24 protein-coding genes and 1 pseudogene are annotated in these 24,131 nt (G+C 63.4%); 20 read left to right on the top strand and 5 right to left on the bottom strand.

Annotated elements, in window-relative coordinates:
* Positions 1 to 81 precede the first annotated feature (81 nt).
* The 16 genes from rpoE to nagZ all read left to right on the top strand — a co-directional run bounded on the left by rpoE (position 82) and on the right by nagZ (position 12,421).
* Positions 82 to 681 (top strand): RNA polymerase sigma factor RpoE, encoded by a 600-nt coding sequence (gene rpoE, locus PQU96_RS15110; RefSeq protein ID WP_047966280.1) that lies wholly within the window; start codon positions 82 to 84, stop codon positions 679 to 681.
* A 7-nt stretch (positions 682 to 688) separates the two neighbouring features.
* Positions 689 to 1,192 carry a sigma-E factor negative regulatory protein gene (locus tag PQU96_RS15105; RefSeq protein ID WP_272773233.1) on the top strand — a complete coding sequence of 168 codons (504 nt, stop codon included), beginning with the start codon at positions 689 to 691 and terminating at the stop codon, positions 1,190 to 1,192.
* A complete protein-coding gene (locus PQU96_RS15100) occupies positions 1,192 to 2,139 on the top strand; it encodes a MucB/RseB C-terminal domain-containing protein (protein ID WP_272773232.1) in 948 nt (315 codons plus the stop codon). Before PQU96_RS15105 ends, PQU96_RS15100 begins: the two co-directional genes overlap by 1 nt.
* 2 nt (positions 2,140 to 2,141) lie before the next feature.
* A complete protein-coding gene (locus tag PQU96_RS15095) occupies positions 2,142 to 2,615 on the top strand; it encodes a SoxR reducing system RseC family protein (RefSeq protein ID WP_272773231.1) in 474 nt (157 codons plus the stop codon).
* On the top strand, positions 2,597 to 4,012 hold the full coding sequence (locus tag PQU96_RS15090) for a DegQ family serine endoprotease (RefSeq protein ID WP_272773230.1): 1,416 nt from the start codon (positions 2,597 to 2,599) through the stop codon (positions 4,010 to 4,012). Before PQU96_RS15095 ends, PQU96_RS15090 begins: the two co-directional genes overlap by 19 nt.
* Positions 4,009 to 4,263, top strand: a complete 255-nt coding sequence (locus tag PQU96_RS15085; RefSeq protein WP_272773229.1) for a glutaredoxin family protein — start codon at positions 4,009 to 4,011, stop codon at positions 4,261 to 4,263. Before PQU96_RS15090 ends, PQU96_RS15085 begins: the two co-directional genes overlap by 4 nt.
* Before the next feature lie 63 nt (positions 4,264 to 4,326).
* Complete coding sequence (gene lepA / locus PQU96_RS15080; protein WP_272773228.1) at positions 4,327 to 6,120, top strand: translation elongation factor 4; 1,794 nt, start codon at positions 4,327 to 4,329, stop codon at positions 6,118 to 6,120.
* Positions 6,121 to 7,083 carry a signal peptidase I gene (gene lepB / locus PQU96_RS15075; protein ID WP_272773227.1) on the top strand — a complete coding sequence of 321 codons (963 nt, stop codon included), beginning with the start codon at positions 6,121 to 6,123 and terminating at the stop codon, positions 7,081 to 7,083.
* A 20-nt stretch (positions 7,084 to 7,103) separates the two neighbouring features.
* Positions 7,104 to 7,472 (top strand): DUF4845 domain-containing protein, encoded by a 369-nt coding sequence (locus PQU96_RS15070; RefSeq protein WP_272773226.1) that lies wholly within the window; start codon positions 7,104 to 7,106, stop codon positions 7,470 to 7,472.
* Positions 7,473 to 7,477: 5 nt separating this feature from the next.
* Positions 7,478 to 8,182 (top strand): ribonuclease III, encoded by a 705-nt coding sequence (rnc, locus tag PQU96_RS15065; protein WP_373316301.1) that lies wholly within the window; start codon positions 7,478 to 7,480, stop codon positions 8,180 to 8,182.
* A gap of 3 nt (positions 8,183 to 8,185) precedes the next feature.
* Positions 8,186 to 9,076: a GTPase Era gene (gene era / locus PQU96_RS15060; RefSeq protein WP_272773225.1), complete on the top strand. Its 891-nt coding sequence runs from the start codon at positions 8,186 to 8,188 to the stop codon at positions 9,074 to 9,076.
* Between the two features lie 22 nt (positions 9,077 to 9,098).
* Positions 9,099 to 9,455 carry an antibiotic biosynthesis monooxygenase family protein gene (locus tag PQU96_RS15055; RefSeq protein ID WP_272773224.1) on the top strand — a complete coding sequence of 119 codons (357 nt, stop codon included), beginning with the start codon at positions 9,099 to 9,101 and terminating at the stop codon, positions 9,453 to 9,455.
* Entirely contained in the window at positions 9,436 to 10,164 is a 729-nt protein-coding gene (gene recO, locus PQU96_RS15050) for a DNA repair protein RecO (RefSeq protein WP_272773223.1), read from the top strand. The genes PQU96_RS15055 and recO overlap by 20 nt, the downstream gene beginning before the upstream one ends.
* A gap of 25 nt (positions 10,165 to 10,189) precedes the next feature.
* Entirely contained in the window at positions 10,190 to 10,924 is a 735-nt protein-coding gene (gene pdxJ, locus PQU96_RS15045; protein WP_272773222.1) for a pyridoxine 5'-phosphate synthase, read from the top strand.
* Positions 10,924 to 11,319, top strand: a complete 396-nt coding sequence (gene acpS, locus PQU96_RS15040) for a holo-ACP synthase (RefSeq protein WP_272773221.1) — start codon at positions 10,924 to 10,926, stop codon at positions 11,317 to 11,319. Before pdxJ ends, acpS begins: the two co-directional genes overlap by 1 nt.
* A 13-nt stretch (positions 11,320 to 11,332) precedes the next feature.
* Positions 11,333 to 12,421, top strand: a complete 1,089-nt coding sequence (gene nagZ / locus PQU96_RS15035; RefSeq protein ID WP_272773220.1) for a beta-N-acetylhexosaminidase — start codon at positions 11,333 to 11,335, stop codon at positions 12,419 to 12,421.
* A 101-nt stretch (positions 12,422 to 12,522) separates the two neighbouring features.
* Here the strand turns inward: nagZ and PQU96_RS15030 are convergent, their stop codons facing one another.
* Positions 12,523 to 14,190 (bottom strand): SulP family inorganic anion transporter, encoded by a 1,668-nt coding sequence (locus PQU96_RS15030; protein ID WP_272773219.1) that lies wholly within the window; start codon positions 14,188 to 14,190, stop codon positions 12,523 to 12,525.
* Positions 14,191 to 14,304: 114 nt separating this feature from the next.
* Complete coding sequence (locus PQU96_RS15025; protein WP_506016906.1) at positions 14,305 to 15,396, bottom strand: cyclic-di-GMP receptor FimW-related protein; 1,092 nt, start codon at positions 15,394 to 15,396, stop codon at positions 14,305 to 14,307.
* A 53-nt stretch (positions 15,397 to 15,449) separates the two neighbouring features.
* Here PQU96_RS15025 and PQU96_RS15020 point away from each other — a divergent pair, with 53 nt between their 5' ends.
* Entirely contained in the window at positions 15,450 to 15,815 is a 366-nt protein-coding gene (locus PQU96_RS15020) for a hypothetical protein (RefSeq protein ID WP_272773217.1), read from the top strand.
* A 120-nt stretch (positions 15,816 to 15,935) separates the two neighbouring features.
* Here PQU96_RS15020 and map read toward each other — a convergent pair whose 3' ends face one another.
* The 3 genes and pseudogenes from map to dinG all read right to left on the bottom strand — a co-directional run bounded on the left by map (position 15,936) and on the right by dinG (position 19,444).
* Complete coding sequence (map, locus tag PQU96_RS15015; RefSeq protein ID WP_272773216.1) at positions 15,936 to 16,733, bottom strand: type I methionyl aminopeptidase; 798 nt, start codon at positions 16,731 to 16,733, stop codon at positions 15,936 to 15,938.
* A gap of 118 nt (positions 16,734 to 16,851) precedes the next feature.
* Positions 16,852 to 17,139: pseudogene (locus PQU96_RS15010) on the bottom strand (DUF3579 domain-containing protein); the annotation flags it as partial.
* Positions 17,140 to 17,311: 172 nt separating this feature from the next.
* A complete protein-coding gene (gene dinG, locus PQU96_RS15005) occupies positions 17,312 to 19,444 on the bottom strand; it encodes an ATP-dependent DNA helicase DinG (RefSeq protein WP_272773215.1) in 2,133 nt (710 codons plus the stop codon).
* Positions 19,445 to 19,577: 133 nt separating this feature from the next.
* Between dinG and PQU96_RS15000 the strand changes: the two genes are divergently transcribed.
* The 3 genes from PQU96_RS15000 (at position 19,578) to PQU96_RS14990 (ending at position 24,030) form a co-directional block, all read left to right on the top strand.
* A complete protein-coding gene (locus PQU96_RS15000; protein ID WP_272773214.1) occupies positions 19,578 to 21,545 on the top strand; it encodes an aminotransferase class I/II-fold pyridoxal phosphate-dependent enzyme in 1,968 nt (655 codons plus the stop codon).
* Between the two features lie 303 nt (positions 21,546 to 21,848).
* Positions 21,849 to 22,772 carry an ornithine carbamoyltransferase gene (gene argF, locus PQU96_RS14995; protein ID WP_272773213.1) on the top strand — a complete coding sequence of 308 codons (924 nt, stop codon included), beginning with the start codon at positions 21,849 to 21,851 and terminating at the stop codon, positions 22,770 to 22,772.
* Positions 22,773 to 22,809: 37 nt separating this feature from the next.
* Positions 22,810 to 24,030: an argininosuccinate synthase gene (locus PQU96_RS14990; RefSeq protein ID WP_272773212.1), complete on the top strand. Its 1,221-nt coding sequence runs from the start codon at positions 22,810 to 22,812 to the stop codon at positions 24,028 to 24,030.
* Positions 24,031 to 24,131: the final 101 nt, after the last annotated feature.

The raw sequence follows: 24,131 nt of genomic DNA, 5'->3' as shown, positions 1-24,131 counted from the left end.
GGTCACAGTTTTTGTCCTGTGCTGGCCCAGCGTTGGCCACAACAAAAACAAGCAGGACGAATCAGGGAGATAACGGTAACGATGAGTGATCGTGATATCGATCAGCAATTGGTCGAGCGTGCGCAGCGTGGTGAAAAACGCGCGTTCGATCTGTTGGTGGCAAAGTACCAGCGACGGCTTTCCCGCCTGTTGTCACGCTTTATCCGCGATTCGGCGGATATCGAGGACGTGACACAAGAAGCGTTTGTAAAGGCCTATCGTGCACTGCCTTCGTTTCGCGGTGAAAGTGCGTTTTATACCTGGCTATATCGTATTGGCATCAATACGGCCAAGAATTTTTTGACTTCCGCCGGCCGCCGGCCGGTAATCAGCGCCGAGTTCGAGGACGAGGACGGCGAAAGCCTGGACATGGCCTCGCAGGTGCCGGATTACCACACGCCGGAAGCCGAGATGATGAACCAGCAGATCCTCGCCGCGGTCAATGCCGCGGTGGAACGGCTGCCGGAAGAATTGCGCACGGCCATTTCGCTGCGTGAGATGGAAGGTCTCAGCTACGACGAAATTGCCAGTGCCATGAACTGTCCTATCGGTACCGTGCGGTCGCGGATCTTCCGCGCCCGCGAAGCGATCGCGGCAGAGTTGCGTCCCTTGCTGGATACGGCAAAAAACAAAAGATGGTGAACCGATTATGAAACAAAACCTTTCTTCCTTGATGGATGGGGAGCTGGACGATGCGGCTTCCACTCAGTGTATTCGTGCGCTGGATACTGATCCGGAGTTGAAAGCGGCATGGAATGAATACCATCTGATTGGTGATGCAATTCGCGGCTCTGCGTTGTTGACGGTCGATGTGCGCGCCGAAGTCGGACAGGCGCTGCAGCAGGAGCCGACGGTGCTGGCGCCCAAGCCCAAGCCCAAGCGCGGGTCGGCGTCGGGTCTGATGCGTTACGCGATGGCGGCGTCCTTCGCGCTGGCGGGGGTGGTCGGCTGGGCGGTGTGGCAGAGCCAGCCGGAACCGGTGCCGGGGCTGATGGCGCAGGCTGTGTCGACGCCGCAGGGCGGCGCGGTACAGGTGTCCGCTGAACAGGTGTCTTCGCGCAATTCCTACCTGCAGGCCCACCGCGACATGATGGCCGCCGAAGGGCTGGAGCGTGTCAATCTGGCAGAGCCGGTGTCGGGGGTGGCGCGCTGATGGTCAAGTTTGCCGGTTATCTGTTGCTGGGCATTCCATTGTTGGCGGCCGCGGAGTCGGATTGGGATCTGTTGCAAAAAGCCGCGCAGGCGGGGCGTCACCAGGCGCTGAGTGGCAGCTACACCCATAACGTCGATGATGAGCTGGAAACCTTCCGCCTGTATCGCGCACAGGATGGGGGCGTGGTGCGCGAGCGGCGCGAGTCGATGGACGGCATGCCGCGCGAGCTGGTGCGCGACGACAATGAGCTGACCTGCTACGCGCCGGACACCAAGGCGCTGAATGCGGCCAAGGTCAATGCCATCAAGCTGTTTCCGGCCATCCTGCCGGAGCGTTCGCAAGACCTGAAGTCAGCCTACGTGCTGAGTCGCGGCAAGCTGGATCGTGTTGCGCGCCGCGACTGCCAGTGGCTGTCGCTGACGCCGAAAGAGGCCAACCTGCGCTACGGCCTGAAAGTGTGCGTGGACCCGGTCAGCGCCTTGCCGCTGAAAACGGTGACGCACGACGCCAAGGGTGCGGTGATCGAGCAGTTCGCTTTTAGCGATCTGACGCTGGGCAACCCGAAAGACCGAGCCCTGTTGCGACCGCGCTTCAAGCACAGCCTGGCACTGGGCGCGGCGGTCAGCGCGCCGCAGGAAGTGGTGCCGGCCGATTTCGAAATCCGCGGCATGCCTAGCGGCTTCCGTCTGTTGCGTTACGCGTCGCGCCAGTTGCCGGGGCATGATACGCCGGTGTCGCACTTCGTCTATACCGATGGCCTGGCCAAACTATCGCTGTTTGTCGAGGCCGGCAAGGGCGAGGTGGATTCGCATCCTGCGGTGATCGGCCCCGGCGGGCTGGGGCTGGTATCGCGCCGGATCGGCAGCCAGGTGCTGACCGTGGTCGGTGATCTGCCGGAGCAGGGGCTGGAAAACGTGATCAACACCGTGCGCGTGATCAAGAAATAAGCATGCTGGAAACCGAAGCCCAGGTGGTGTCCTGTCAGGGTGGCGAAGCCATGGTGCGGCCAACGCCGCACTCGCCGTGTGGACAGTGCGATCCGCAGCACGGTTGCCGTTCGCTGTCGCTGGCACGGATGTTCGTGCTGCGCGAGCCGCTGTTCCGCGTGCGAAATCCGGCCGCGGCCGGCATTGGCGATAAGGTGATCGTCGCCGTGCACGAGCGCGCACTGCTGGTGTCGACCGGCCTGCTGTACTGCCTGCCCTTGCTGGCGCTGCTGGTAGGGGCGGTGCTGGGGCGGACGCTCGGCGAGTTGCCGTCGGTGCTCTTGGCTTTTTCCCTGTTTGCCCTGACTTTGTGGTGGGTCAAACGCTATGCCTCAGTCGTGACCTCCCGGCACTTCTTCATGCCCACTATCGTGCGCCGGGTCGATCCGTCTCTGATCATTCAGGAGAAAAGAGAAACATGCCGTTCAAGAAACTGATCCTGTGTTCTGCCATGTTGGCCGCACTGGGCGCCTCGGTGCCCGCACTGGCGGCACCGCAGGTATTGCCGGACTTTACCCAGCTGGTCGAGCAGCAGGGGCGCGCGGTGGTGAACATCCGTACCGTGCAGACAGTGCGTGAAATGGTGCGCCAGATTCCGGAAGGAATGCAGAACGATCCTTTTGCCGAGTTCTTCCGCCGCTTTGCCCCGCCGCAACTGCGTGAATACCGCACCGGCGGCCTCGGCTCCGGCTTCATCCTGTCTGCGGATGGCTACATCCTGACCAATGCCCACGTGGTGGCCGAGGCGGACGAGATGATCGTTACCCTCAATGACAAGCGCGAGCTGAAGGCGCGCCTGATCGGCTCCGACGCGCGCACCGACGTCGCATTGCTGAAGGTCGATGCGGCCAACCTGCCGACGGTGAAGCTTGGCAAGTCGGACAAGCTGAAGGTCGGCGAATGGGTGCTGGCGATCGGCTCGCCGTTCGGCTTCGAGAGCACGGTGACCTCCGGCATCGTCTCGGCCAAGGGGCGACAGTTGCCGGATGAAAGCTATGTGCCGTTCATCCAGACCGACGCCGCGATCAATCCCGGCAACTCCGGCGGCCCGCTGTTCAATATGGACGGCGAGGTGGTCGGCATCAATTCGCAGATCTACAGCCGCTCCGGCGGTTTCATGGGTATTTCCTTCGCCATCCCTATCGATGTCGCGCTGAATATCGCCGAGCAGCTGAAAAAGGACGGCAAGGTCAATCGCAGCCGCCTTGGGGTCAGCATCCAGGAGCTGACGCGCGAACTGGCCGCGTCATTCGGTCTGAAAGAGCCGCAGGGTGCGCTGATCAACTCGGTGGAGAAGGGTGGTCCGGCCGAGCGCGCCGGGTTGCGCGCCGGTGACGTGGTGCTGAGTGTCAATCGCGACAGTGTGCAAACGTCGGCCGATCTGCCGCGTCTGCTTGGCGCGATCAAGCCGGGTTCGCGTGTTGAGCTGGGTGTGTGGCGCAACCGCGCGCTGTCGCGTGTGACGGTGCTGACCGTCGCGCTGCAGGAAGAGGATCCGAGTACGGCCGATCGTGCCTATCACGGTCACCAGCAGCAGGACGGCGATGCGATGAACCGCTCCGGCCTGTCGGTGCAGTTGCTGGCGCCGCAGCTGGCGCAGCAGCTGGGTGTCAAATTCGGGCTGCAGGTGCGCGGGGTGGATGGGCCGGCGCAACGGGCCGGCATCGTGGTCGGTGACGTGATCATCGGTGTTGCCAGTGCCGAGCTGACCAGCGTCAAGCAGCTGCAGGATGCCATCGCGGCGACGCCGGCGGGGCAGGCTCTGCCGATGCGCCTGTTGCGACAGGGTAATCCGCTGTTTGTGGCGCTGGTGCCGGAGAAAAAAGCGCAATGAGGCAGCTGACACTCTATTTCCGCGAATACTGCAGCCTGTGCCACGACATGCTGGCACAGCTGCAGCCGCTGCAGCAGCAGTACGGCTTTGCGCTGGACATCGTCGATGTCGATGCCGACCCGTTGCTGGAAGAAAAATACAACGAGCTGGTGCCGGTGTTGATGGAAGGGGCGACCGAAATCTGCCACTGGCATCTCGACCTGCCGCGGCTGCTTGCACGATTGGCTGCACAGCCAGGCGAAATCGGCTAAAATCCGCGCCAGTGTGAGTTATCAGGGGCACAAACCAGTGCCCTTAATTTTTGCTGGATTCTGATGAAAAATATCCGAAATTTCTCGATCATTGCCCATATTGACCATGGCAAATCGACCCTGGCTGACCGTTTTATCCAGTTCTGCGGTGGCCTGGAAATGCGCGAAATGAGCGCGCAAGTGCTCGATTCGATGGACATCGAAAAAGAGCGCGGCATCACCATCAAGGCGCAGACCGCTGCGCTGACCTACAAGGCCCGTGACGGTCAGGTCTACAACCTGAACCTGATCGACACCCCGGGGCACGTCGACTTCTCCTACGAAGTGTCGCGCTCGCTGTCCGCCTGCGAAGGTGCACTGCTGGTGGTGGATGCCTCGCAGGGTGTCGAGGCGCAGACCGTGGCCAACTGCTACACCGCCATCGAACTGGGTGTGGAAGTGGTGCCGGTACTGAACAAGATCGACCTGCCGGCGGCCGATCCCGACCGCATCGCACAGGAAATCGAGGACATCATCGGCATCGAGGCGGTGGACGCCGTGCGTGCCTCGGCCAAGTCCGGCATCGGCATCGAGGACATCCTCGAAACCGTGGTCAGCAAGATTCCGCCGCCGGAAGGTAATCCGGACGGTCCGCTGAAGGCGCTGATCATTGACTCGTGGTTCGACAACTACGTCGGTGTGGTGATGCTGGTGCGCGTGATCGACGGTCAGCTGAAGCCGAAGGACAAGATCAAGTTCATGGCCACCCAGGCCGAGCACCTGTGCGAACAGGTCGGCGTGTTCACGCCGAAGTCGGTACAGCGTCAGAGTCTGAACGCCGGTGAGGTGGGTTTTGTCATCGCCGGTATCAAGGAATTGAAATCGGCCAAGGTCGGCGACACCATCACCCTGATGAGCAAACCAGCGACCGAGCCGTTGCCAGGCTTCAAGGAGGTGCAGTCGCAGGTGTTTGCCGGCCTGTACCCGGTGGAAAGCCATGACTACGAAGCGCTGCGCGATGCGCTGGAAAAGCTGCAGCTGAACGACGCCTCGCTCAAGTACGAGCCGGAAGTGTCGCAGGCGCTGGGCTTCGGCTTCCGCTGCGGTTTCCTCGGCCTCTTGCACCTGGAAATCGTGCAGGAACGTCTCGAGCGCGAGTTCGACATGGACCTGATCACCACTGCACCGACGGTGAACTACGAAGTGGTGATGAAGGACGGCACGGTGGAAGTGGTGTCCAACCCGTCGAAGATGCCGGAAGCGGGCAAGTACGAAGAGCTGCGCGAACCCATCATTACCGCCACCATTCTGGTGCCGCAGGACTACGTCGGTTCGGTGATGACGCTGTGCAATAACAAGCGCGGCGTGCAGCGCAATATGCAGTACATGGGTCGCCAAGTGATGCTGACCTACGATCTGCCGATGAACGAAGTGGTGATGGACTTCTTCGATCGACTCAAGTCCACCAGTCGCGGTTATGCGTCGCTGGACTACGAGTTCAAGGAATTCCAGTCCGCCGATCTGGTGAAGCTGGACGTGCTGGTCAACAGCGAGAAGGTCGATGCGCTGAGCCTGATCGTGCACCGCGCCACCAGCGTGTATCGCGGTCGCGAGCTGGTGTCGAAGATGCGCGAGCTGATTCCGCGCCAGATGTTCGACATCGCGGTGCAGGCAGCGATCGGCGGCCACATCATCGCCCGTGAAACGGTGAAGGCGCTGCGCAAGAACGTGCTGGCCAAGTGCTACGGTGGCGACATCACCCGTAAGAAAAAGCTGCTGGAAAAGCAGAAGGCCGGTAAGAAGCGAATGAAGCAGGTAGGCAACGTGGAGATTCCACAGGAAGCCTTCCTCGCGATCTTGCAAGTTGGGGACAAGTAAATGGGGGCAAACCTGTTCTGGGCGTGGATGGTGCTGCTGGCGGTCGGCGTGATGCTGATCGCGTTTGGCGGCAAGCGGGAAGACGGTACCCACGCTGCATCCATCGAGTGGGGCTATCTGGCGGTTCTGGGCGGGGCCTTCGGCCTGCTGTCCGACCACATGAGCTTCACCGCGGTGATGCTGCTCGTGGTGGTGGTGACCGGTGGCGTCTGGCTGTTCGACAAGCTGGTGCTGGCCAAGCGCCGGCAACCGGGCGTGGTGGTGCCGCACTATATCGACTTCCCGCGCGGCTTCTTCCCTGTGATTGCGGTGGTGTTCCTGCTACGCGCCTTCGTGGTGGAGCCGTTCCAGATTCCTTCCAGCTCGATGCGCCCGGGACTGGTGGTCGGCGACTTCATTCTGGTCAACAAGTTCGGCTACGGCCTGCGCGTGCCGGTGCTGAACAAGGTGTTTGTGCCGGTCGGCAAGGTCGAGCATGGCGACGTGGTGGTGTTTGCCTATCCGGAAAACGAGAAGGTCAGCTTCATCAAGCGTGCCATCGGCCTGCCGGGGGACACGGTGGAATACCGCAACAAGCAGCTGTCGGTAAACGGCAAGCTGCTGCCGCGCCTGAGCGCCGGCGAGCACAGCTACCTGGAACAGGGCTTGATGCTGGTGCAGAACCAGCGCTATACCGAAACCTTGGGCAAGGTCAGCTACGATACGCTGGTGATTCCGGAGGCGCCGGTTTACAACCCGGCCGGTGTGCGCTCCTTTGCGTTGCGTGAAAACTGCGAATACCGCGACGACGGCTTCAGCTGCAAGGTGCCGCAGGGACACTATTTCATGATGGGTGACAATCGCGACAACAGCGAAGACAGCCGCTACTGGGGCTTTGTCGAGGATCGTCTGCTGGTAGGCAAGGCGTTCCTGATCTGGCTGAACCTGGGTGACTTCTCGCGTATTGGCAAATCCATCCATTAATCCGGGTGCAGGAGCATGATATGAAGCAGCAACGTGGTTTTTCCCTGTTGGTGGTGCTGGCACTGGCCATCGTGTTGTCGGTCGTGTTGCTGGGCTTCTTCAAGCTCTTGCCGGTGTACACCGAGTATTTCGCGATCAAGAAGACCATCGACGAAATGGCGGCGACCCCAGGGAAAACTGATGGCGAGTTGCGTCGCGAATTCAGGGACCGCACCACGGTGCACGGCATCGTCTCGATCAAGCCGGAAGACCTGCACATCCTGACGACGCCGAATACGGTCGGCATCGGCGTGCGCTATCGCCGCGAAGTGCCCCTGGTCGACCATATCGGCCTGATCCTTTCTTTTGAACATGAGGCAGGTACCCCTGTCCTGGAATCGAATCCCTAAACATAGTGAATCAGCCTGATCAACGTTTCCGGCGCCTGTGCACGGCGCTGGATTATTCTTTTAGCCGCTTCGAATTGCTGCGCCAGGCAGTAACCCATCGCAGCTTTGGCGCGCCGAACAACGAACGTTTCGAGTTCGTTGGCGACAGCATTCTCAACTACACCGTCGCCAGGATGCTGTTCGATCACTTTCCGAAACTGTCGGAAGGCGAGCTGTCGCGCCTGCGCGCCAACCTGGTGAACCAGAGCACGCTGGCCGAGATCGCGCAGCAGCTGAAGCTGGGCGATTACCTGTACTTGGGCGAGGGCGAGCTGAAGAGCGGCGGTTTCAACCGGCCGTCGATCCTGGCCGATGCGGTGGAGGCCATCTTTGCCGCCATCAGCTTCGATAGCGACTTCATGGCGGCGGAGCGTGTGGTGCGCCGCCTGTACCAGGAGCGCGTGGTCGCCATCGACCCCAGCAAGCACGCCAAGGACGCCAAGACCCGGCTGCAGGAGGCATTGCAGGCGCGCCGGCTGTCCCTGCCGCGTTACAGCATCCTGTCGCAGAGCGGCGAAGCGCACGAGCAGAGCTTCCGCGTGCAGTGCGATCTGGCCGAGCTGGGCATCATCACCACCGGCGACGGCGTCAGCCGTCGCGGGGCAGAGCAGCAGGCGGCCGACGCCGCGCTGCTGCTGCTTGAACAACACTTTGCCGCAGGCAAGAAATAAGCCATGACCGATACCGATTTCCGCTGTGGCTTTGTCGCCATCGTTGGCCGCCCCAATGTGGGCAAATCCACGCTGATGAACCATCTCATCGGCCAGAAAATCAGCATTACCTCGAAAAAGGCGCAGACCACGCGCCACCGCGTCAACGGCATCCATACCGAGCCGAACGCGCAGTTCGTGTTCGTCGATACCCCGGGCTTCCAGACCTTCCACAAGGGCGCGCTCAATGCCACGCTGAACCAGTCGGTGAAGGACACCCTGGGTAGCGTCGATTGCGTGCTGTTCGTGCTGGAAGCGATGCGTCTGTCCAACGCCGACCGCGAAGTGATGGCGCTGCTGCCGAAGAATACGCCGGTGATCCTGGTGCTGAACAAGGTCGACAAGGCCAAGGACAGCCTGATGCTGAGCATGTTCATCGACCAGGTCCGCGCCGAGTTCGAGTTCACCGACGCCGAAGTGGTCAGCGCCAAGCACGGCCAGCGTCTGGGCGAGCTGCTGGACAAGGTGCGCCCGCACCTGCCAGTCTCGATGCCGCTGTACCCGGAAGACATGATCACTGACAAGAGCCAGCGTTTCCTCGCTGCCGAGATCGTGCGCGAGAAGCTGTTCCGCTACCTGGGTGAAGAGCTGCCGTACGAGATGAACGTGGAGGTCGAGGCTTTCGAGGTCGATGGCCACATGTTCCGCATCCACGTCGCCATCTTGGTGGACAAGGAAGGGCAGAAGCCGATCGTGATCGGCCGTGGCGGCGAGAAACTGAAAAAGATTTCCACCGAAGCCCGTCTCGATATGGAGCAGCTGTTCGACTGCAAGGTGTTCCTCGAGGTGTGGGTGAAGGTGAAGTCCGGCTGGGCCGACGACGTACGCTTCCTGCGCGATTTCGGCCTCAACTGAGCCTGAACAAAAGGTTGGCCGCATGTTTGCGAACACTCCCGAGCCGCCGTACTGGGCGGTGATTTTCAGCAGCCAGCGCAGCGTTGTCGATGAGGGCTACGCCGACATGGGTCAGCGCATGGTCGAGCTGGCGGCCGGGCAGCCCGGTTTTCTCGGTGTGGAAAGCGTGCGCGATGCCGACGGTTTCGGCATCACCGTGTCGTACTGGGACAGCGAAGCGGCCATCGCGGCGTGGAAGGCCAATAGCGAGCACCAGCTGGCGCAGCGGCAGGGCTTTGCGCAGTGGTATGCAGGCTTCGAGCTGCGCGTGGCAGAGGTTGGCCGCGTACACGGCTGGCGCAAGCCGCAGGCAGGGACGGATGCAGCAGGGCAAGGTTGATCGCCAGCCGGCCTACGTGCTGCACACCCAGCCCTACCGCGAGACCAGCCTGCTGGTGGAAGTGCTGACCCGCGACCACGGGCGTTTCACGCTGGTGGCGCGCGGCGCACGGCGGCCGCGTTCCGACCTGCGCGGGCTGTTGCTGCCGTTCCAGCCCTTGCAGCTGGCCTGGTTCGGCAAGGGCGAATTGCGCACCCTGCACAGCGCCGACTGGCGCGGCGGCGTGCCGCAGTTTGCCGGTGCGCGGCTGGTGACCGGTTTCTATCTCAACGAACTGGTGCTGCGCCTGGCGGCCCGCGACGACCCGTCGCCATCGCTGTTCAAGCTGTACGATCGCGCGGTGCGCAGCCTGGTCGACCATGCGCTGACTGCCACCGTGCTGCGCCGCTTTGAGCTGGCGCTACTGGAAGAGCTGGGTTATGCGCCAGCGCTGACACAGGATCACCTGGCGCAGCCCATCGTGCCGCAGGCACGCTACCTGTGCCGCTTCGGCGCCGCGCCAGAGCCGACCGACAGCGAGCAGGCACCGCGCGGCACGGCCAACGTCAGTGGCGCCACCTTGCTGGCGCTGGCCGCCGCCGATTTCGAGCAGCCGCAGACCCGGCGCGAAGCGCGCCTGCTGTTGCGGCTGTTGCTGGACGAGTTGCTGGGGCCGGAGCCGCTGGCTTCGCGCGAACTGCTGACTACCCTCTACGCGCTGTCCGACTGACGGCGCGCCTTGCCGGAGATACAGAATGATATTGCTAGGTGTAAACATCGATCATGTGGCGACGCTGCGCCAGGCGCGCGGTACCCGTTTCCCCAGCCCGATCGAGGCGGCACTGGTGGCCGAATCCAGCGGCGCCGACCTGATCACGCTGCATCTGCGTGAAGACCGCCGCCATATCCAGGACCACGATGTCGACACCATGCGCCGCGTGATCAAGACGCGCATGAACCTGGAAATGGCGCTGACCGACGAGATGCTGGCCAACGCGCTGCGCGTGCAGCCGGAAGACGTGTGCCTGGTGCCGGAAAAACGCGAGGAAGTGACCACCGAGGGTGGCCTCGACGTGATCCGCTACTTCGACCAGGTGCGCGACTTCACCCGCCAGCTGACGGCGGCGGGCAGCCGGGTGTCGATCTTCATCGACCCGGATCGTGAGCAGATCCAGGCCGCGTTCGACGCCGGCGCCCGCGTGATCGAGCTGCACACCGGCGCCTACGCCCACGCCGATTTCAAGCATGACGAGCAGCAGGTCGAGCTTGCGCGCATCCGCGAGGCGGCGGTGTTCGGCAGCCATCTCGGCATGGTGGTCAACGCCGGTCACGGCCTCAACTACCACAACGTGAAACCGATCGCCGCGATTGCGGAGATCGCCGAGCTGAACATCGGTCACGCGCTGGTCAGCCACGCGCTGTTTGTCGGCTTTGCCGAGGCGGTGCGGCAGATGAAGGCGCTGATGATCGAAGGTCGTCAGGGGCTGTAATGATTTACGGCATCGGCACCGACATGGCGCGCATCGAGCGCTTCGACGCGTTGCTGGCACGTCACGGTCTGCGTTGCGGCCAACGTTTGCTGGCCGAATCTGAGCGGGCTGAGCTGGCGCTGGCGAAACAGCCGGCGCGCTTTCTCGCCAAGCGCTTCGCCGCCAAGGAGGCGCTGGGCAAGGCGCTGGGTACCGGCGTGCGTGCGCCGGTGCTGCTGACCGCGATTGCCGTGGTGCACGATGCGCTGGGCAAGCCGATGTTTGCCTTTTCCGATCCGCTGCAGGACTTCCTGCACCAGCGCGGCATCTGCGCGGTACACTTGTCGATCAGCGATGAACAACAACACGCGTTCGCTTTCGTGGTCTGCGAGAGCGCGCTTGCGGCCAACCCTTGATAGCGTTAACTCCATGAACAAGCTTCCCCTGCAACTGCCGCGTGGCCCGGTGATGATCGACGTCGCGGTCTTTACCCTGACCGATGCCGAGCGCGAGCGACTGTCCCACCCGCTGGTCGGCGGCGTGATCCTGTTCCGCCGCAATTTCCAGAACATCGAACAACTGCAGGCGCTGACCGCCGAGATTCGCGCTCTGCGCGAGCCGCAGTTGCTGATCGCCGTCGATCACGAAGGCGGCCGCGTGCAGCGCTTCATTGATGGCTTCACCCGCCTGCCGCCGATGCAGGTGCTGGGCGAGGCGTGGGATGTCAACGCCGACAAGGCGGCGGAACTGACGCGCCAGGTCGGCTACGTGCTGGCCGCCGAGCTGCGTGCCTGCGGCATCGACCTCAGCTTCACACCGGTGCTGGATCTGGATTGGGGGCAGTGCGCGGTGATCGGCAACCGCAGCTTCCACCGCGATCCGCAAGCGGTGTCCGCGCTGGCGCTGGCGCTGCAGCAGGGCTTGGCCGGTGGCGGCATGGCCACCTGCGGCAAGCACTTCCCCGGTCACGGTTTTGTCGAGGGCGACAGCCATCACGTGATCCCGGTCGATGAGCGAACGCTGGCACAATTGCAGGCCGACGACCTGCAGCCGTTTGCGCAGCTGGCGGCGGCCGGCATGGCCTCTGTGATGCCCGCGCACGTGGTGTATCCGGCGGTGGACGCGCAACCGGCCGGCTTTTCCAAGGTTTGGTTGCAGGACATCCTGCGCGGCGAGCTGGGCTTTGACGGCGTGATCTTCTCCGACGACCTGACCATGGAAGGCGCCGCCGGTGTCGGCAATATCGTCGAGCGTGCCCGTGCCGCCTTCGACGCCGGCTGTGACATGGCGCTGGTGTGCAATCGCCCGGATCTGGCCGACCAGTTGCTGGCCGAACTGGCCGATCCACAACTGCCAGGGTTGGCCGCACGGCTGCAGAAGATGGCCGGGCGGGGTGCGCAGGCGGACTGGCAGGCACTGCTGGCCACCGACAGCTTCGCGCAGGCGCGCGCGGCGGTGCAGCAGCTGAGCATGCCCAAGGATGCGCTGGCTGGGCCCGCGGTGGGCGAGGCCTGCTAAAAGGTGTGGACGTGCTCAGCACGTCCGCAGCAAGAAAAAAGGGCAGCCGGCTGGCTGCCCTTTTTCATGTTCGTACCGCAAGACTCACGGCCGTCGCGGCCTCAGGCCCATACCACGCCGGCGGTGAGGACTTCTTCTGCGTGCTGCAGCGCGGTGGTCAGGTCGGGCTGGATGTTGCGGTTGCCCATCTCGCGGGCGAGGCGTGCCTGTTTCAGCATCTGCATCACCTCGGTGCCGGCGCCGCACAGGATCAGGGTGCGCCCCTGCGCCTTCAGGTGCCGGTTCAGCGCCGACAGCGCCAGCAGGCCGGTGGTGTCCAGCATCACCAGCCGGTGCAGTTGCAGGATGATGACCCGCGCCTCGGGATGGGCGTTGGCGATGGCCTCAATGCGGTCGGTGGCGCCGAAGAACAGCGCGCCCTCGATGCGGTAGGCGATGCAGCCGTCGGGGATGTGCTTGCCGGCGATGGAGTGGCGTTCGTACAGCTGCTGATGTTCGGCTTTCAGCTCCTGCACGCTGGTGCTGCCGGCCATGCGCTGGATGAAGAACACCGCCGCCATCATCAGCCCGATCTGCACCGCGATGGTGAGGTCGAAGATGACCGTCAGCGCGAAGGTCACCACCAGTACCAGTGTGTCGCGCTTGGGAAACTGCGCCGCCTTGCGGATGTCCCAGTCGCCCATCTTGATGGCGACCGCGATCAGGATGGCGGCCAGCACCGCCAGCGGGATGTAGGCGGCCAGCGGTGCCGCGATCAGGATCACCAGCAGCAGGAACAGCGCGTGCGCGATGCCGGAGACCGGTGTCTTGCCGCCGTTGTTGATGTTGGTGGCGGTGCGGGCGATGGCGCCGGTCGCCGGGATGCCACCGAAGAACGGCACCACCATGTTGGCGATGCCCTGAGCGATCAGCTCCTGGTTGGCGTCGTGCTTGTCGCCGGTAAGCTTGTCGGCGACCACGGCGCAGAGCAGCGATTCGATGGCGCCGAGCAGCGCGATGGTAAAGGCCGGGGCCAGCAGGTCGGACAGGTGTTCCGGATCGAAGGCCAGGCCGTGCAGCTCGGGCAGGCCTTGCGGGATGCCGCCGAACTTGCTGCCGATGGTGGCCAGTGGTAGCGAGAGCAGGCTGGTGGTCAGCGTGGCCAGCACCAGCGCCACAAACGGCCCCGGCAGCTTCCGGTTCAGTGTCTTCGGCCACAGCAAGATCAGCAGCAGCGAGGCGGCGGAGACGGCCAGCGTCAGCGGGTCGAACTGGTGAAGGGTGTGGCGCAGGAGGTCGACAACGGCGAAGAAGCCGCTGGGCATGCTGCCGATGGGCAGACCGAAGAAATCCTTCAGCTGGGTGAGCAGGATCAGTACCGCAATGCCGTTGGTGAAGCCGGTAATCAGTGGCATCGGGAAAAACTTGATCACCTGTCCCAGGCGCAGCAGTCCCATCAGCACCAGCATCGCGTCGGCCATGAAGGTGCAGATGATCAGGTTGGCGAGGCCGTATTTGACCACGATGCCGTAGATGATGACGATGAAGGCGCCGGTCGGGCCGCTGACCGAGGTCTTGCTGCCGCCGAGCAACGAGGTCAGGAAGCCCGCGATGACGGCGGTAAAGATGCCGGCCTGTGGCGGCACGCCGCTGGCAATGGCAAACGCCATCGCCAGCGGTAGCGCGACGATGCCGACGGTGATGCCGGCCATCAGGTCCTGGCGCAGGGTGGCCTTGTCGTAGTGGCGCAGGGTGTGCAGCAGGGCGGGGTGAAAGCGGGCGGTGGCCATGGGGCGCTCTGGACGGCAGTTGGAGAGCTACAGACTAGTAAAATCCCCATTGCCGCTCAAGGGTTTTATGCAGGTGCGGCACCGGAAGTGACAAGAGCTTGCCAGTGGAATGACTCAGTGGCGCTCGGCACGGACGTTGATCAGCTGGTAGTAGGCGGTCTGCAGCAGCAGGCGGGTAGCCTTGACCGGCAGCACGCCCTGCGATTGGTGGACCTCGAATTGGCGCAGCGCCTGGTACGGCTTGCCGTACATCACCAGCACGTCCTGCGGGTTGAGGCGGGCATTGGCGGCCAGCCGGATCGCGTTTTGCGCCGGCTCGGTGGCGTGGGTCACCACCGGCGTTACCCGGGTGGCCTCGGGGTTCTTGCCGATGATCTCGATACCACACTCGGTATCGCCGCACGGGCTGTAGCGGTTGATCCAGCGCACCACGCCAAGGAAATGATCACGTCCGGGGCGGCGGATCAGCACCAGCTCGCCGCTGCGCAGCGGCATGAGCGGCAGTTGGCCGCGCAGCAGGTAGCCAGTGGCACTCATATTGCACACCCGCATGTTGGCCGCAGGTGGCGACTTGTCGTCTTCGGTGGTTTGCAGGGCTTGCCAGCAGTGATCGAGGGTGACATGCAGCTGTACGAACTCTTCGTGCTTGCTGTGCAGGCGCAGGTAGCGCCGCTGTGGCGGGTAGACCAGCTCTTGGCGCAGTTTCAGGATCAGCTGCTGCTCCAGCTGTGCCGCGGCATCCAGCTGCGCGGTGGCCTGGCTTTTTTCTTCCCAGCTCTGCAGCACGCGGTGTACGCCCAGTAGCAGCTGGGCATGTTCCGCCCCCGGTTTGCCACGGATGCTGCTGTGTCGCGGGGCGGCATCACGCTCCAGGTTGACGATGAAACCGTTGTCGACCACGGCCGATGCCAGTGGTAGCAGCTGCGCGTGCTTGCCGCCTTCCCGCACCAGTCGTACCAGGCACTCGATGCGCGCCGGGTCCAGCCGGTTGCCAGCGGCGACGCCGAGCAGCAGCAGCTGGCGGTACAGCGCGCCGAGGGTGTCGTTCTTGCCGGTGGCGGTTTTGCCATCCCAGCCGCCATCCTGCACGTAGCGGTACAGGCGGTGGCAATCGAGCCAGAAGCCGGATGGCAGGTTGCTGTAGCCGAGGGCATGGGTGCGTAACACCTCGATGGCGCAGGCCAGACAGTCGGCGCAGGCCTCGATCTTGCCTTTGTTGCTGCTGAAAAAGCCGTTGCGGCCAAGGCCTGTTTTGCCTGGTGCAGTCGGCCGGCGGCCAGCGCCTGGGCCAGCACCATGGCGAACAGCGCCTGCTGCGGCTGCGAGGTGTCCAAGCGGCGGGCCAGTTCCAGCAATGTCGGCAGCAGACGGTCGGCCTGGGCGCGTTGTGCCGGCAGAAGGGGGGTGTTGCTGCCGCTCAATGCGGCGTGCAGCTCGCGCAACAGGGTCTCGGCAGCGGAAAGGGTCTGGCGCGCACCGTGCTCGCCTGCCTGTTCGCCGCTCGCGCGCATCAGGTCGGCAAATTCGACTGCTTCGGCCAGATCGATGGCCATGACGAGGGTCAGCACATTCAAGACGCCAGCTTGGAAAATGAGGAAGATGGCGGGCTCAGCGCGCGCCGGTAGCAGGGCATTGTGCCTGCTTAGTGGCGGAAGAAAAGGGGTGTTGGCCGCTTTTTGGCCGGAGTGTGCATATTCACGCAAAAGGCCGGACATTCAGTCCGGCCTCGTCAACGCTGCTGCGGCTTATTTCCACACTGGTTTCGGCGGGGTGCCGTCGGAGGTGGTCATGATTTCGTAGCCGGTTTCGGTCACCAGCACGGTGTGTTCCCACTGCGCCGACAGGCTGCGATCCTTGGTGACCACGGTCCAGCCGTCCGCCAGCAGGCGCAGGTGGCGCTTGCCCTGGTTGATCATCGGCTCGATGGTGAAGATCATGCCGGCCTTCAGCTCCATGCCGGTGCCCGGCTGGCCGTAGTGCAGCACCTGCGGCTCTTCGTGGAACTTGGTGCCGATGCCGTGGCCGCAGAATTCCTGCACCACGCTGTAGCCGGCGGCCTCCGCATGGCGCTGGATGGCGTTGCCGATGTCACCGAGGCGGGCGCCCGGCTTGACCTTCTCGATGCCTTTCCACATGCACTCGTAGGTGACCTTGCACAGGCGGCGGGCAAAATCGCTGACCTGGCCGACGTAGTACATGCGGCTGTTGTCGCCGTGGTAGCCGTCTTTGATCACGGTGATGTCCATGTTGAGGATGTCGCCGCTTTTCAGCGGTTTGTCGTCGGGGATGCCGTGGCAGATCACGTGGTTGATCGAGGTGCAGATCGATTTCGGATACGGAATGCCGCCATCCGGTGCGTAGTTCAGCGGCGCCGGGATGGTGCCCTGCACATTGACCATGTAGTCGTGGCAGAGCTGGTTCAGTTCGTTGGTGGTAACGCCGGGTTTGACGAAGGGCGTGATGTAGTCGAGCACTTCCGCAGCGAGCCGTCCGGCAACGCGCATTTTTTCGATATCTTGCTGGCTTTTGATCAGTGTGGACATGCGTTCATCGCTTGATGGGTTCAAGCCGCCATGATAGCAAACATCACGTTAGCGGACGACCCGCGCCGTCTGCCTGCGTGCCGCCAGCATGTCAGGCCAGAAACTGGTTCGGGTAGATTTCGTCGATCAGGGTGCGGCAATCCACGATGCGCAGATCGTTATCCTTGGCAAAGTCCATCAGGAAGCGGAATACCTGCGGCTGGTTTTTTTCCAGCTTCTTGTCCACCGCGACGCAGCGGACGTTGTCCAGCATCATCGGGCGGACAAACTGGTGATAGGCGAGTTTCTGGTCGTCGCCAAACGACGACAGGATGCCGGCAAGGCGTTCGGCCCAGTCGCTGGGACGGAAAGTGCGGCCTTCGGAGGTCAGGCCTTGGATAACGATTTCGTATGGATTACAGATCATGGGCGCGTTCTTGAGTGGGTGAGGTCTCTTGCCCTGTGCTGGATAGTTATTTGGCAGGGCTAACTGCTCCGCGATGCTCGGTCACGGTTTTCGGGTTTACCCTGCATTCTACCGTAAATCCGGGTGGGCATCATCCTGCGCGGAGGTGGCAGGATGACGGCTTTCCCCAATATCAAATCCGGCGGAATGGTGGCAGTGCGGCCAGCATGCGTTTCCCATAGTTCTGGCGCACGATGCGGGTGTCCAGAATGGTGACGCGGCCATAGTCCTGTTCGGTGCGGATCAGGCGGCCGACGGCCTGGATCAGCTTGATCGACGCCTCCGGCACCGTCAGCTCCACGAACGGGTTGCCGCCGCGTTTCTCGATCCAGCGTGAAAGGGTGCGGCCGACCGGGTCGTCCGGCATCGCGAACGGCAGCTTGGCGATGATCACGTGCACGCAGGCTTCGCCCGGCAGGTCCAGCCCCTCGGAGAACGAGTCCAGCCCGAACAGTACGCTGGCAAGGCCGGCCTGCAGCGCGTCGCGGTGGTTCTGCAGCAGCACCGCCTTGGGTAGCTCGCCCTGCATCTGCACCCGTTCGCGCAGGTTGGCCGCAAGCCCTTCCGCCACCTCCTGCATCTGCTTGCGCGAGGTGAACAGCACCAGCGTGCCGACCGCCTCGTTGAGGTCGACCAGCTTGGGCAGCCAGTCGATGATTTCGCGGGTGTGGCCGGCCGGGTCTTTCGGGGTGCTGAGCAGCGGCGGCACGTACAGCTCGCCCTGTTCGCTGAAGTTGAACGGCGAATCCAGCGCCACCGTCTGTACCTGCTCCAGCCACTTGAGGCCGGTCTGAGACAGCAGCAACTCGAAGCTGCCCAGCGAGCGCAGCGTGGCCGAGGTCAGCACCGCACCGGCGGCACGGCGCCACAGCGTGGCGGCGAGGCTGCCGGCGGCGCTCACCGGCGAGGCGGAGAACAGGTAGTCGCCCTTGCCGTCGGCGCGGCGGGTCACCCACTTGGCGATCGGCGGCGCGTTTTCTTCCGGCTCCTTCTCGAACAGATCCCACAGCGCCATCAGCTGTTCGCACTTGCCGACCATGAAGCCGACATCGGAGCTGGTCTTGTCGATCAGCAGCGTCTCCTGCTGCTTGTCCTTGCGCAGCTGGGCCAGGCCGTCGCTCATGCCGGTCAGGTTTTTGTACAGCATGCGCGCCGACAGCGCCATGTTGGCCGCAGGGATCTTCATCGACTCCGGCAGCACGCCGTCCTCGACCAGCCACGACGGCTCCAGATTGTCGCTGCTGGCTTCCAGCGACGGCTCGGTCTGCAGCAGCCACAGCCACTCGGTGAGGCTTTCCATGCAGGCCGCCGCCGCCTCGCAGGCGTTGCTGGCCAGCTCCGGCTTGTCGATCAGGCTTTCGACGCGGGTGGCCAGCGGCGTGACCTTGTCCAGCCACGCCATCGCCTGCGCGAGGCTGTGTTCGGCGGCGAACTGGTTGACCGCCTTCTTGGCCAGGTGATGCGCCTCGTCGATGCAGTAGAAGCTGTTCTCCGGCGCCGGCAGGATCACGCCGCCGCCCATCGCCACGTCGGCCAGCATCAGGTCGTGGTTGGCGACCACGATGTCGACGGTTTCCAGCGTTTCGCGCGCCAGGTAGAACGGGCACTCGGGACGGTTGGGGCAGCCGGCTTTCAGGCAGCCGTGGCGGTCGTTGGTGACGCGGCGCCACAGTTCGTCGTTGATCATTTCCGGCCAGCTGTCGCGGTCGCCATTCCACTTGCGATAGTAAAACGCGTCGGCTAGCTGGCGCAGCGCCTCGATCTCGCCCTGTTCCGGCTTGCGCTCCCACAGCGCCAGTGCCGGGTCCTGCGCGATCAGCTCGCCCTGCGCGTTGTCGGCGGTGAGCTGGTACAGGCGGTACGGGCACAGGTAACGACCGCGGCCCTTGGCCAGCGCGAAGGTGGCCGGCAAGCCGCTTTTTTCGATGGCGAACGGCAGGTCGCGGTTGACCAGCTGTTCCTGCAGCGCGATGGTGGCGCTGGTGACCACCAGCTTCTTGCCGCGCGACTTGGCCATCACGCCGCCGGCCAGCAGGTAGGCCAGACTCTTGCCGACGCCGGTCGGGCCTTCTATCACGGCGATGCTCTCGCCGTTGCGCTCCGGCGCCTCGTCGCTGTCCTCGGCCTTGCTCAGGGTGTTGCCGAAGGCGTTGGCGACGGTGGCCAGCATCTGGCGTTGCGCGGCGCGCGGGCGGAAGCCCGGCAGGTTGTCGGCAATGGCGCGATAGTACTCGCGCAGGGAATCTTTTTCGGCGTCGGTCAGCATCCGCGCATTGTAGCGGATTGACCGTCCGCCTGCTTTGCCGCGTCGCCGGCCGGGTTCGTCTCGCAACGCCGCTTAGCAGCCTGTCATCGGGGCGGCTAGACTGGGAACACGGCCGGCGCCGCAGGAGGCAAGCATGACACCAGTAAGCCGGGTCTTGATCGTCAGCAACGACGCACGCTGGCAGGCCAGCGTGCTGGCGGGACTGAATGCGGCCGCCGCCAAGCTGCACAATCCGCTGGGTCTGTGTTTTGCCGGCGTCGCCAGCAGCCGCGACGCGCTGGGGCAGGTGGCGCACGACGGTGAGCTGCAGTTCGTGCTGCTGGACAAGGGAATGAAGGAGCAGGGGCAGACGCAGCCGGCGGTGGAGCTGGCCAACCAGATCTCCGCGCTGCGGCCGGAGCTGTCGCTGTACATCCTGCTGCAGGACGACGACGAGAAGGTGCTGATGGAAACGCTGGCCAGCCACGCGGTGGATGGCTATTTCTATCGCGATGAGCAGGATTTTCACGGCTGGTTCCGCATCCTCGCCGCCGAGCTGGCGGAGAAGTCGGCGACGCCGTTCTACGACCGCCTCAAGCTGTACGTCAGCATGGCCAAGGACTCGTGGCACACCCCCGGTCATTCCGGCGGCGACTCGTTCAAGAACAGCCCGTGGGTGGGCGATTTCTACGATTTCGTCGGCGAGGAAATGCTGCGCGCCGACCTGTCGGTGTCGGTGCCGATGCTGGACTCGCTGCTGCACCCGACCGGGGTGATCGCCGACGCGCAAACGTTGGCCGCAAAGGCGTTCGGCGCGCGCAAGACCTATTTCGCCACCAACGGCACCTCCACCTCCAACAAGGTGATCTTCCAGACGCTGCTGGCGCCGGGCGACAAGCTGCTGCTGGACCGCAACTGTCACAAGTCGGTGCACCACGGCGTGATCCTGTCCGGCGCGCTGCCGGTGTACTTGGATTCCTCGGTCAACCGTCACTACGGCATCTTCGGGCCGGTGCCCAAGGCGGTGATCTTCGACGCCATTGCGGCCAACCCCGACGCACGGGCGCTGATCCTGACCTCCTGCACCTACGACGGCCTACGCTACGACCTGCCGCCCATCATCGCCGCCGCCCACGCCGCCGGCATCAAGGTGGTGGTCGACGAGGCCTGGTACGGCCACGCCCGTTTCCACCATGCGTTGCGGCCAACGGCGCTGGAATCCGGCGCGGACTACGTCACGCAAAGCACGCACAAGGTGCTGTCGGCGTTCTCGCAGGCCAGCATGATCCACGTCAACGACCCGGCCTTCGACGAGCACCTGTTCCGCGAAAACTTCAACATGCACGCCTCCACCAGCCCGCAGTACAACCTGATCGCCAGCCTCGACGTGGCGCGCAAGCAGGCGGTGACCGAAGGTTTTCGCCTGCTCGACCGCGCGCTGAAGCTGGCGCAGGAATTGCGGCAGAAGATCGACGCCACCGGCGCCTTTCGCGTGCTCGAGCTGGGCGACCTGCTGCCGGACAGCGTGCGCGATGACGGCGTCCGCCTCGACCCGACCAAGCTGACGGTGGACATCTCGCAAGCCGGCTACAGCGCCGACGAATTGCAGCGCGCACTGTTCGAGCGCTTCAACATCCAGTTCGAGAAGTCCACCTTCAATACCATCACCCTGCTGCTGACGGTGGGCACCACGCGCAGCAAGGTGTCGCGGCTGTTCGATGCGCTGCTGCGGCTGGCCAAGGAGCAGCGCCCACCGCGGCTGCTGGGGCGGATGCCGGAGATCCCAGGTTTTACCCGCCTGGCTTGCCTGCCGCGCGATGCCTTCTACGAAACGGGCGAGCGCCTGCCGTTGTTCGACGACGAGGGGCGCGCCAACCCGCAGCTGAGCGGCCGCGTCTGCTGCGACCAGATCGTGCCCTATCCGCCAGGCATTCCGGTGCTGGTGCCGGGGCAGGTGATAGACGACGGCATCATCGCCTACCTGGCGCGGCTGCTGAAAACGCAGAAGCGTATCGAGATGCACGGCCTGGACGAGGAGGGCGGCGAGTACCGGGTGCGGGTGCTGACGGTGGCGGAACTGGCGGCGTTGCCGGGGCAGCCCGACGTGGTGACGCAGGAATGAGTGCCGGCGCGTCGGTGTTGATTATGCTAAACACTGAAATTCGCCTAGCTTGCTGATTCGTATCGGTTTTTTTGAGAGGTGGCGCGCGAACGCTGGTGCGTAAACGCCACGCGGACTTGTCACCAGATTGGATTTCGGATACATATAACCATGTCGCAATTCTGTAAAACATGAAATAGACATGGGCAGATGTTGCGACAATCCGAGCCAGGCAACGCCAGTTTGCGTGTAGTAATGTGCCACCGCGCATGAAAACGCCACGTTTTCACGCTGCCGTGGCATTCATTTTTTCCGGAATTCAACATGACCAAAACCAGACATTTTTTACAATTCAGTGACCTGACAGCCGAAGAGTGCCAGCACATCTTCCACCGAGCGCAGGTTCTGAAGCGACGACATGTCTCTGGCGAGCTGTACCGTCCGCTGCTGGGCAAGGTCATGACCATGATTTTCGAGAAGAACTCCACGCGCACCCGCGTGTCGTTCGAGGCCGGCATGTCGCAGCTGGGCGGCCACGCCATGTTCCTGGACGGCAAGAGCTCGCAGATCGGCCGTGGCGAGCCGGTGGAAGACACCGCGCGCGTGCTGTCGCGCATGAGCGACATCATCATGATCCGCACCTTCGAGCAGAGCATGGTGGAAACGCTGGCCGCCAACTCGCGCGTGCCGGTGATCAACGGCCTGACCAACGAATACCATCCGTGCCAGATTCTGGCCGACATCCTGACCTATATCGAACACCGCGGTGACATCCGCGGCAAGACCGTGGCCTGGATCGGCGATGGCAACAATATGAGCCGTACCTGGCTGCAGGCGGCCAAGCTGCTGGGCTTCAAGCTGCAGATCGCCACCCCGGTCGGCTACGAGCTGACGGTGCTGGACGGCCAGAACTACGGCGCGGACTGCTTTGCCGCGTCGAACGACCCGATGGCCGCCGCGCACGGCGCCGATCTGGTGACCACCGACGTGTTCACCAGCATGGGCTACGAGGGAGAAGCCGAGGCGCGCCGTCAGGCCTTCGACGGTTTCATGGTCACCAGCGAGCTGATGGCTGCGGCCAACCCTGACGCGCTGTTCATGCACTGCCTGCCGGCGCACCGTGGCGAAGAAGTGGCTGCTGCTGTCATTGACGGCCCGCAAAGCGTAGTATGGGATGAGGCGGAAAACCGCATGCACGCACAAAAAGCCCTGATTGAATACTTGATGCTGGGTCGTATTGACGACTGATCCGGCGCCAACCCAAGCGTATCTGAAAGAGAAAACGATGTCTGATATCAACAAAGTCGTACTTGCCTATTCCGGCGGCCTCGATACTTCGGTGATCCTGAAGTGGCTGCAAGACACCTACCAGTGCGAAGTGGTGACCTTCACCGCCGACCTGGGCCAGGGCGAAGAACTGGAACCGGCACGCCAGAAGGCGCTGCAGTTCGGCATCAAGCCGGAAAACATCTTCATCGACGACCTGCGCGAAGAGTTCGTGCGCGACTTCGTGTTCCCGATGTTCCGCGCCAACACCGTGTACGAAGGCGAGTACCTGCTGGGTACCTCCATCGCCCGTCCGCTGATCGCCAAGCGCCAGATCGAGATCGCCAACCTGACCGGTGCCGACGCGGTATCGCACGGTGCGACTGGCAAGGGTAACGACCAAGTGCGCTTCGAGCTCGGCTACTACGGTCTGAAGCCGGATGTGAAAGTGATCGCCCCGTGGCGCGAGTGGGACCTGCTGTCCCGCGAGAAGCTTTTGGCCTATGCCGAGAAGCACGGCATCCCGGTCGAAGCCAAGCACAAGGGCGGTGGCGCACCGTACTCCATGGACGCCAACCTGCTGCACATCTCCTACGAAGGCCGTCACCTGGAGAATCCGTCGGCTGAAGCCGAGGAAGCCATGTGGCGCTGGACCGTGTCGCCGGAAGCGGCACCGGATGCGCCGGAATACCTGGATGTCGAGTTCGAGGGCGGCGATATCGTGGCACTGAACGGAGTGCGTCTGAAGGCGCATGAGGTGCTGGCCAAGCTGAACGAGCTCGGCGGCAAGCACGGCATCGGTCGTCTGGACCTGGTGGAAAACCGCTACGTGGGCATGAAGTCCCGCGGCTGCTACGAAACTCCGGGCGGCACCATCATCCTGAAGGCGCACCGCGCGATCGAGTCCATCACCCTGGACCGCGAAGTGGCGCACCTGAAGGACGACCTGATGGCCCGCTACGCAAGCATGATCTACAACGGCTACTGGTGGGCGCCGGAGCGCAAGGCGCTGCAGACCCTGATCGACTACACCCAGCAGACCGTGAACGGCTGGGTACGCCTGAAGCTGTACAAGGGCAATGTGATCGTGGTCAGCCGCGACTCGAAGACCGACTCGCTGTTCGACATGAACATCGCGACCTTCGACGACGACGGTGGTGCCTACAACCAGGTCGATGCCGGTGGCTTCATCAAGCTGAACGCGCTGCGCATGCGCATCGCCGGTCGCCTGAACAAGTAAGCCGGACTGATCTGGCTCATGAAACCGCACCTCATCGGGTGCGGTTTTTTATTGCCGCTCTTATAATCGGCGGCCAACCTTACCGATCCGTTTGCAGGAAA

It is taken from the genome of Vogesella margarita (genome assembly GCF_028548475.1).
In the GTDB taxonomy this organism is placed as follows: Bacteria; Pseudomonadota; Gammaproteobacteria; order Burkholderiales; family Chromobacteriaceae; genus Vogesella; species Vogesella margarita.
The sequence above is the reverse complement of the archived record's forward strand: the minus strand, read 5'-3'. Positions and strand labels throughout refer to the sequence as shown.

Excerpts from the sequence above, each read along its gene's own strand:
- rpoE (WP_047966280.1), top strand. The coding sequence starts at position 82 with ATGAGTGATCGTGATATCGATCAGCAATTGGTCGAGCGTGCGCAGCGT.
- PQU96_RS15105 (WP_272773233.1), top strand. The coding sequence starts at position 689 with ATGAAACAAAACCTTTCTTCCTTGATGGATGGGGAGCTGGACGATGCG.
- PQU96_RS15100 (WP_272773232.1), top strand. The coding sequence starts at position 1,192 with ATGGTCAAGTTTGCCGGTTATCTGTTGCTGGGCATTCCATTGTTGGCG.
- PQU96_RS15095 (WP_272773231.1), top strand. The coding sequence starts at position 2,142 with ATGCTGGAAACCGAAGCCCAGGTGGTGTCCTGTCAGGGTGGCGAAGCC.
- PQU96_RS15090 (WP_272773230.1), top strand. The coding sequence starts at position 2,597 with ATGCCGTTCAAGAAACTGATCCTGTGTTCTGCCATGTTGGCCGCACTG.
- PQU96_RS15085 (WP_272773229.1), top strand. The coding sequence starts at position 4,009 with ATGAGGCAGCTGACACTCTATTTCCGCGAATACTGCAGCCTGTGCCAC.
- lepA (WP_272773228.1), top strand. The coding sequence starts at position 4,327 with ATGAAAAATATCCGAAATTTCTCGATCATTGCCCATATTGACCATGGC.
- lepB (WP_272773227.1), top strand. The coding sequence starts at position 6,121 with ATGGGGGCAAACCTGTTCTGGGCGTGGATGGTGCTGCTGGCGGTCGGC.
- PQU96_RS15070 (WP_272773226.1), top strand. The coding sequence starts at position 7,104 with ATGAAGCAGCAACGTGGTTTTTCCCTGTTGGTGGTGCTGGCACTGGCC.
- era (WP_272773225.1), top strand. The coding sequence starts at position 8,186 with ATGACCGATACCGATTTCCGCTGTGGCTTTGTCGCCATCGTTGGCCGC.
- PQU96_RS15055 (WP_272773224.1), top strand. The coding sequence starts at position 9,099 with ATGTTTGCGAACACTCCCGAGCCGCCGTACTGGGCGGTGATTTTCAGC.
- recO (WP_272773223.1), top strand. The coding sequence starts at position 9,436 with ATGCAGCAGGGCAAGGTTGATCGCCAGCCGGCCTACGTGCTGCACACC.
- pdxJ (WP_272773222.1), top strand. The coding sequence starts at position 10,190 with ATGATATTGCTAGGTGTAAACATCGATCATGTGGCGACGCTGCGCCAG.
- acpS (WP_272773221.1), top strand. The coding sequence starts at position 10,924 with ATGATTTACGGCATCGGCACCGACATGGCGCGCATCGAGCGCTTCGAC.
- nagZ (WP_272773220.1), top strand. The coding sequence starts at position 11,333 with ATGAACAAGCTTCCCCTGCAACTGCCGCGTGGCCCGGTGATGATCGAC.
- PQU96_RS15030 (WP_272773219.1), bottom strand. The coding sequence starts at position 14,190 with ATGGCCACCGCCCGCTTTCACCCCGCCCTGCTGCACACCCTGCGCCAC.
- map (WP_272773216.1), bottom strand. The coding sequence starts at position 16,733 with ATGTCCACACTGATCAAAAGCCAGCAAGATATCGAAAAAATGCGCGTT.
- dinG (WP_272773215.1), bottom strand. The coding sequence starts at position 19,444 with ATGCTGACCGACGCCGAAAAAGATTCCCTGCGCGAGTACTATCGCGCC.
- PQU96_RS15000 (WP_272773214.1), top strand. The coding sequence starts at position 19,578 with ATGACACCAGTAAGCCGGGTCTTGATCGTCAGCAACGACGCACGCTGG.
- argF (WP_272773213.1), top strand. The coding sequence starts at position 21,849 with ATGACCAAAACCAGACATTTTTTACAATTCAGTGACCTGACAGCCGAA.
- PQU96_RS14990 (WP_272773212.1), top strand. The coding sequence starts at position 22,810 with ATGTCTGATATCAACAAAGTCGTACTTGCCTATTCCGGCGGCCTCGAT.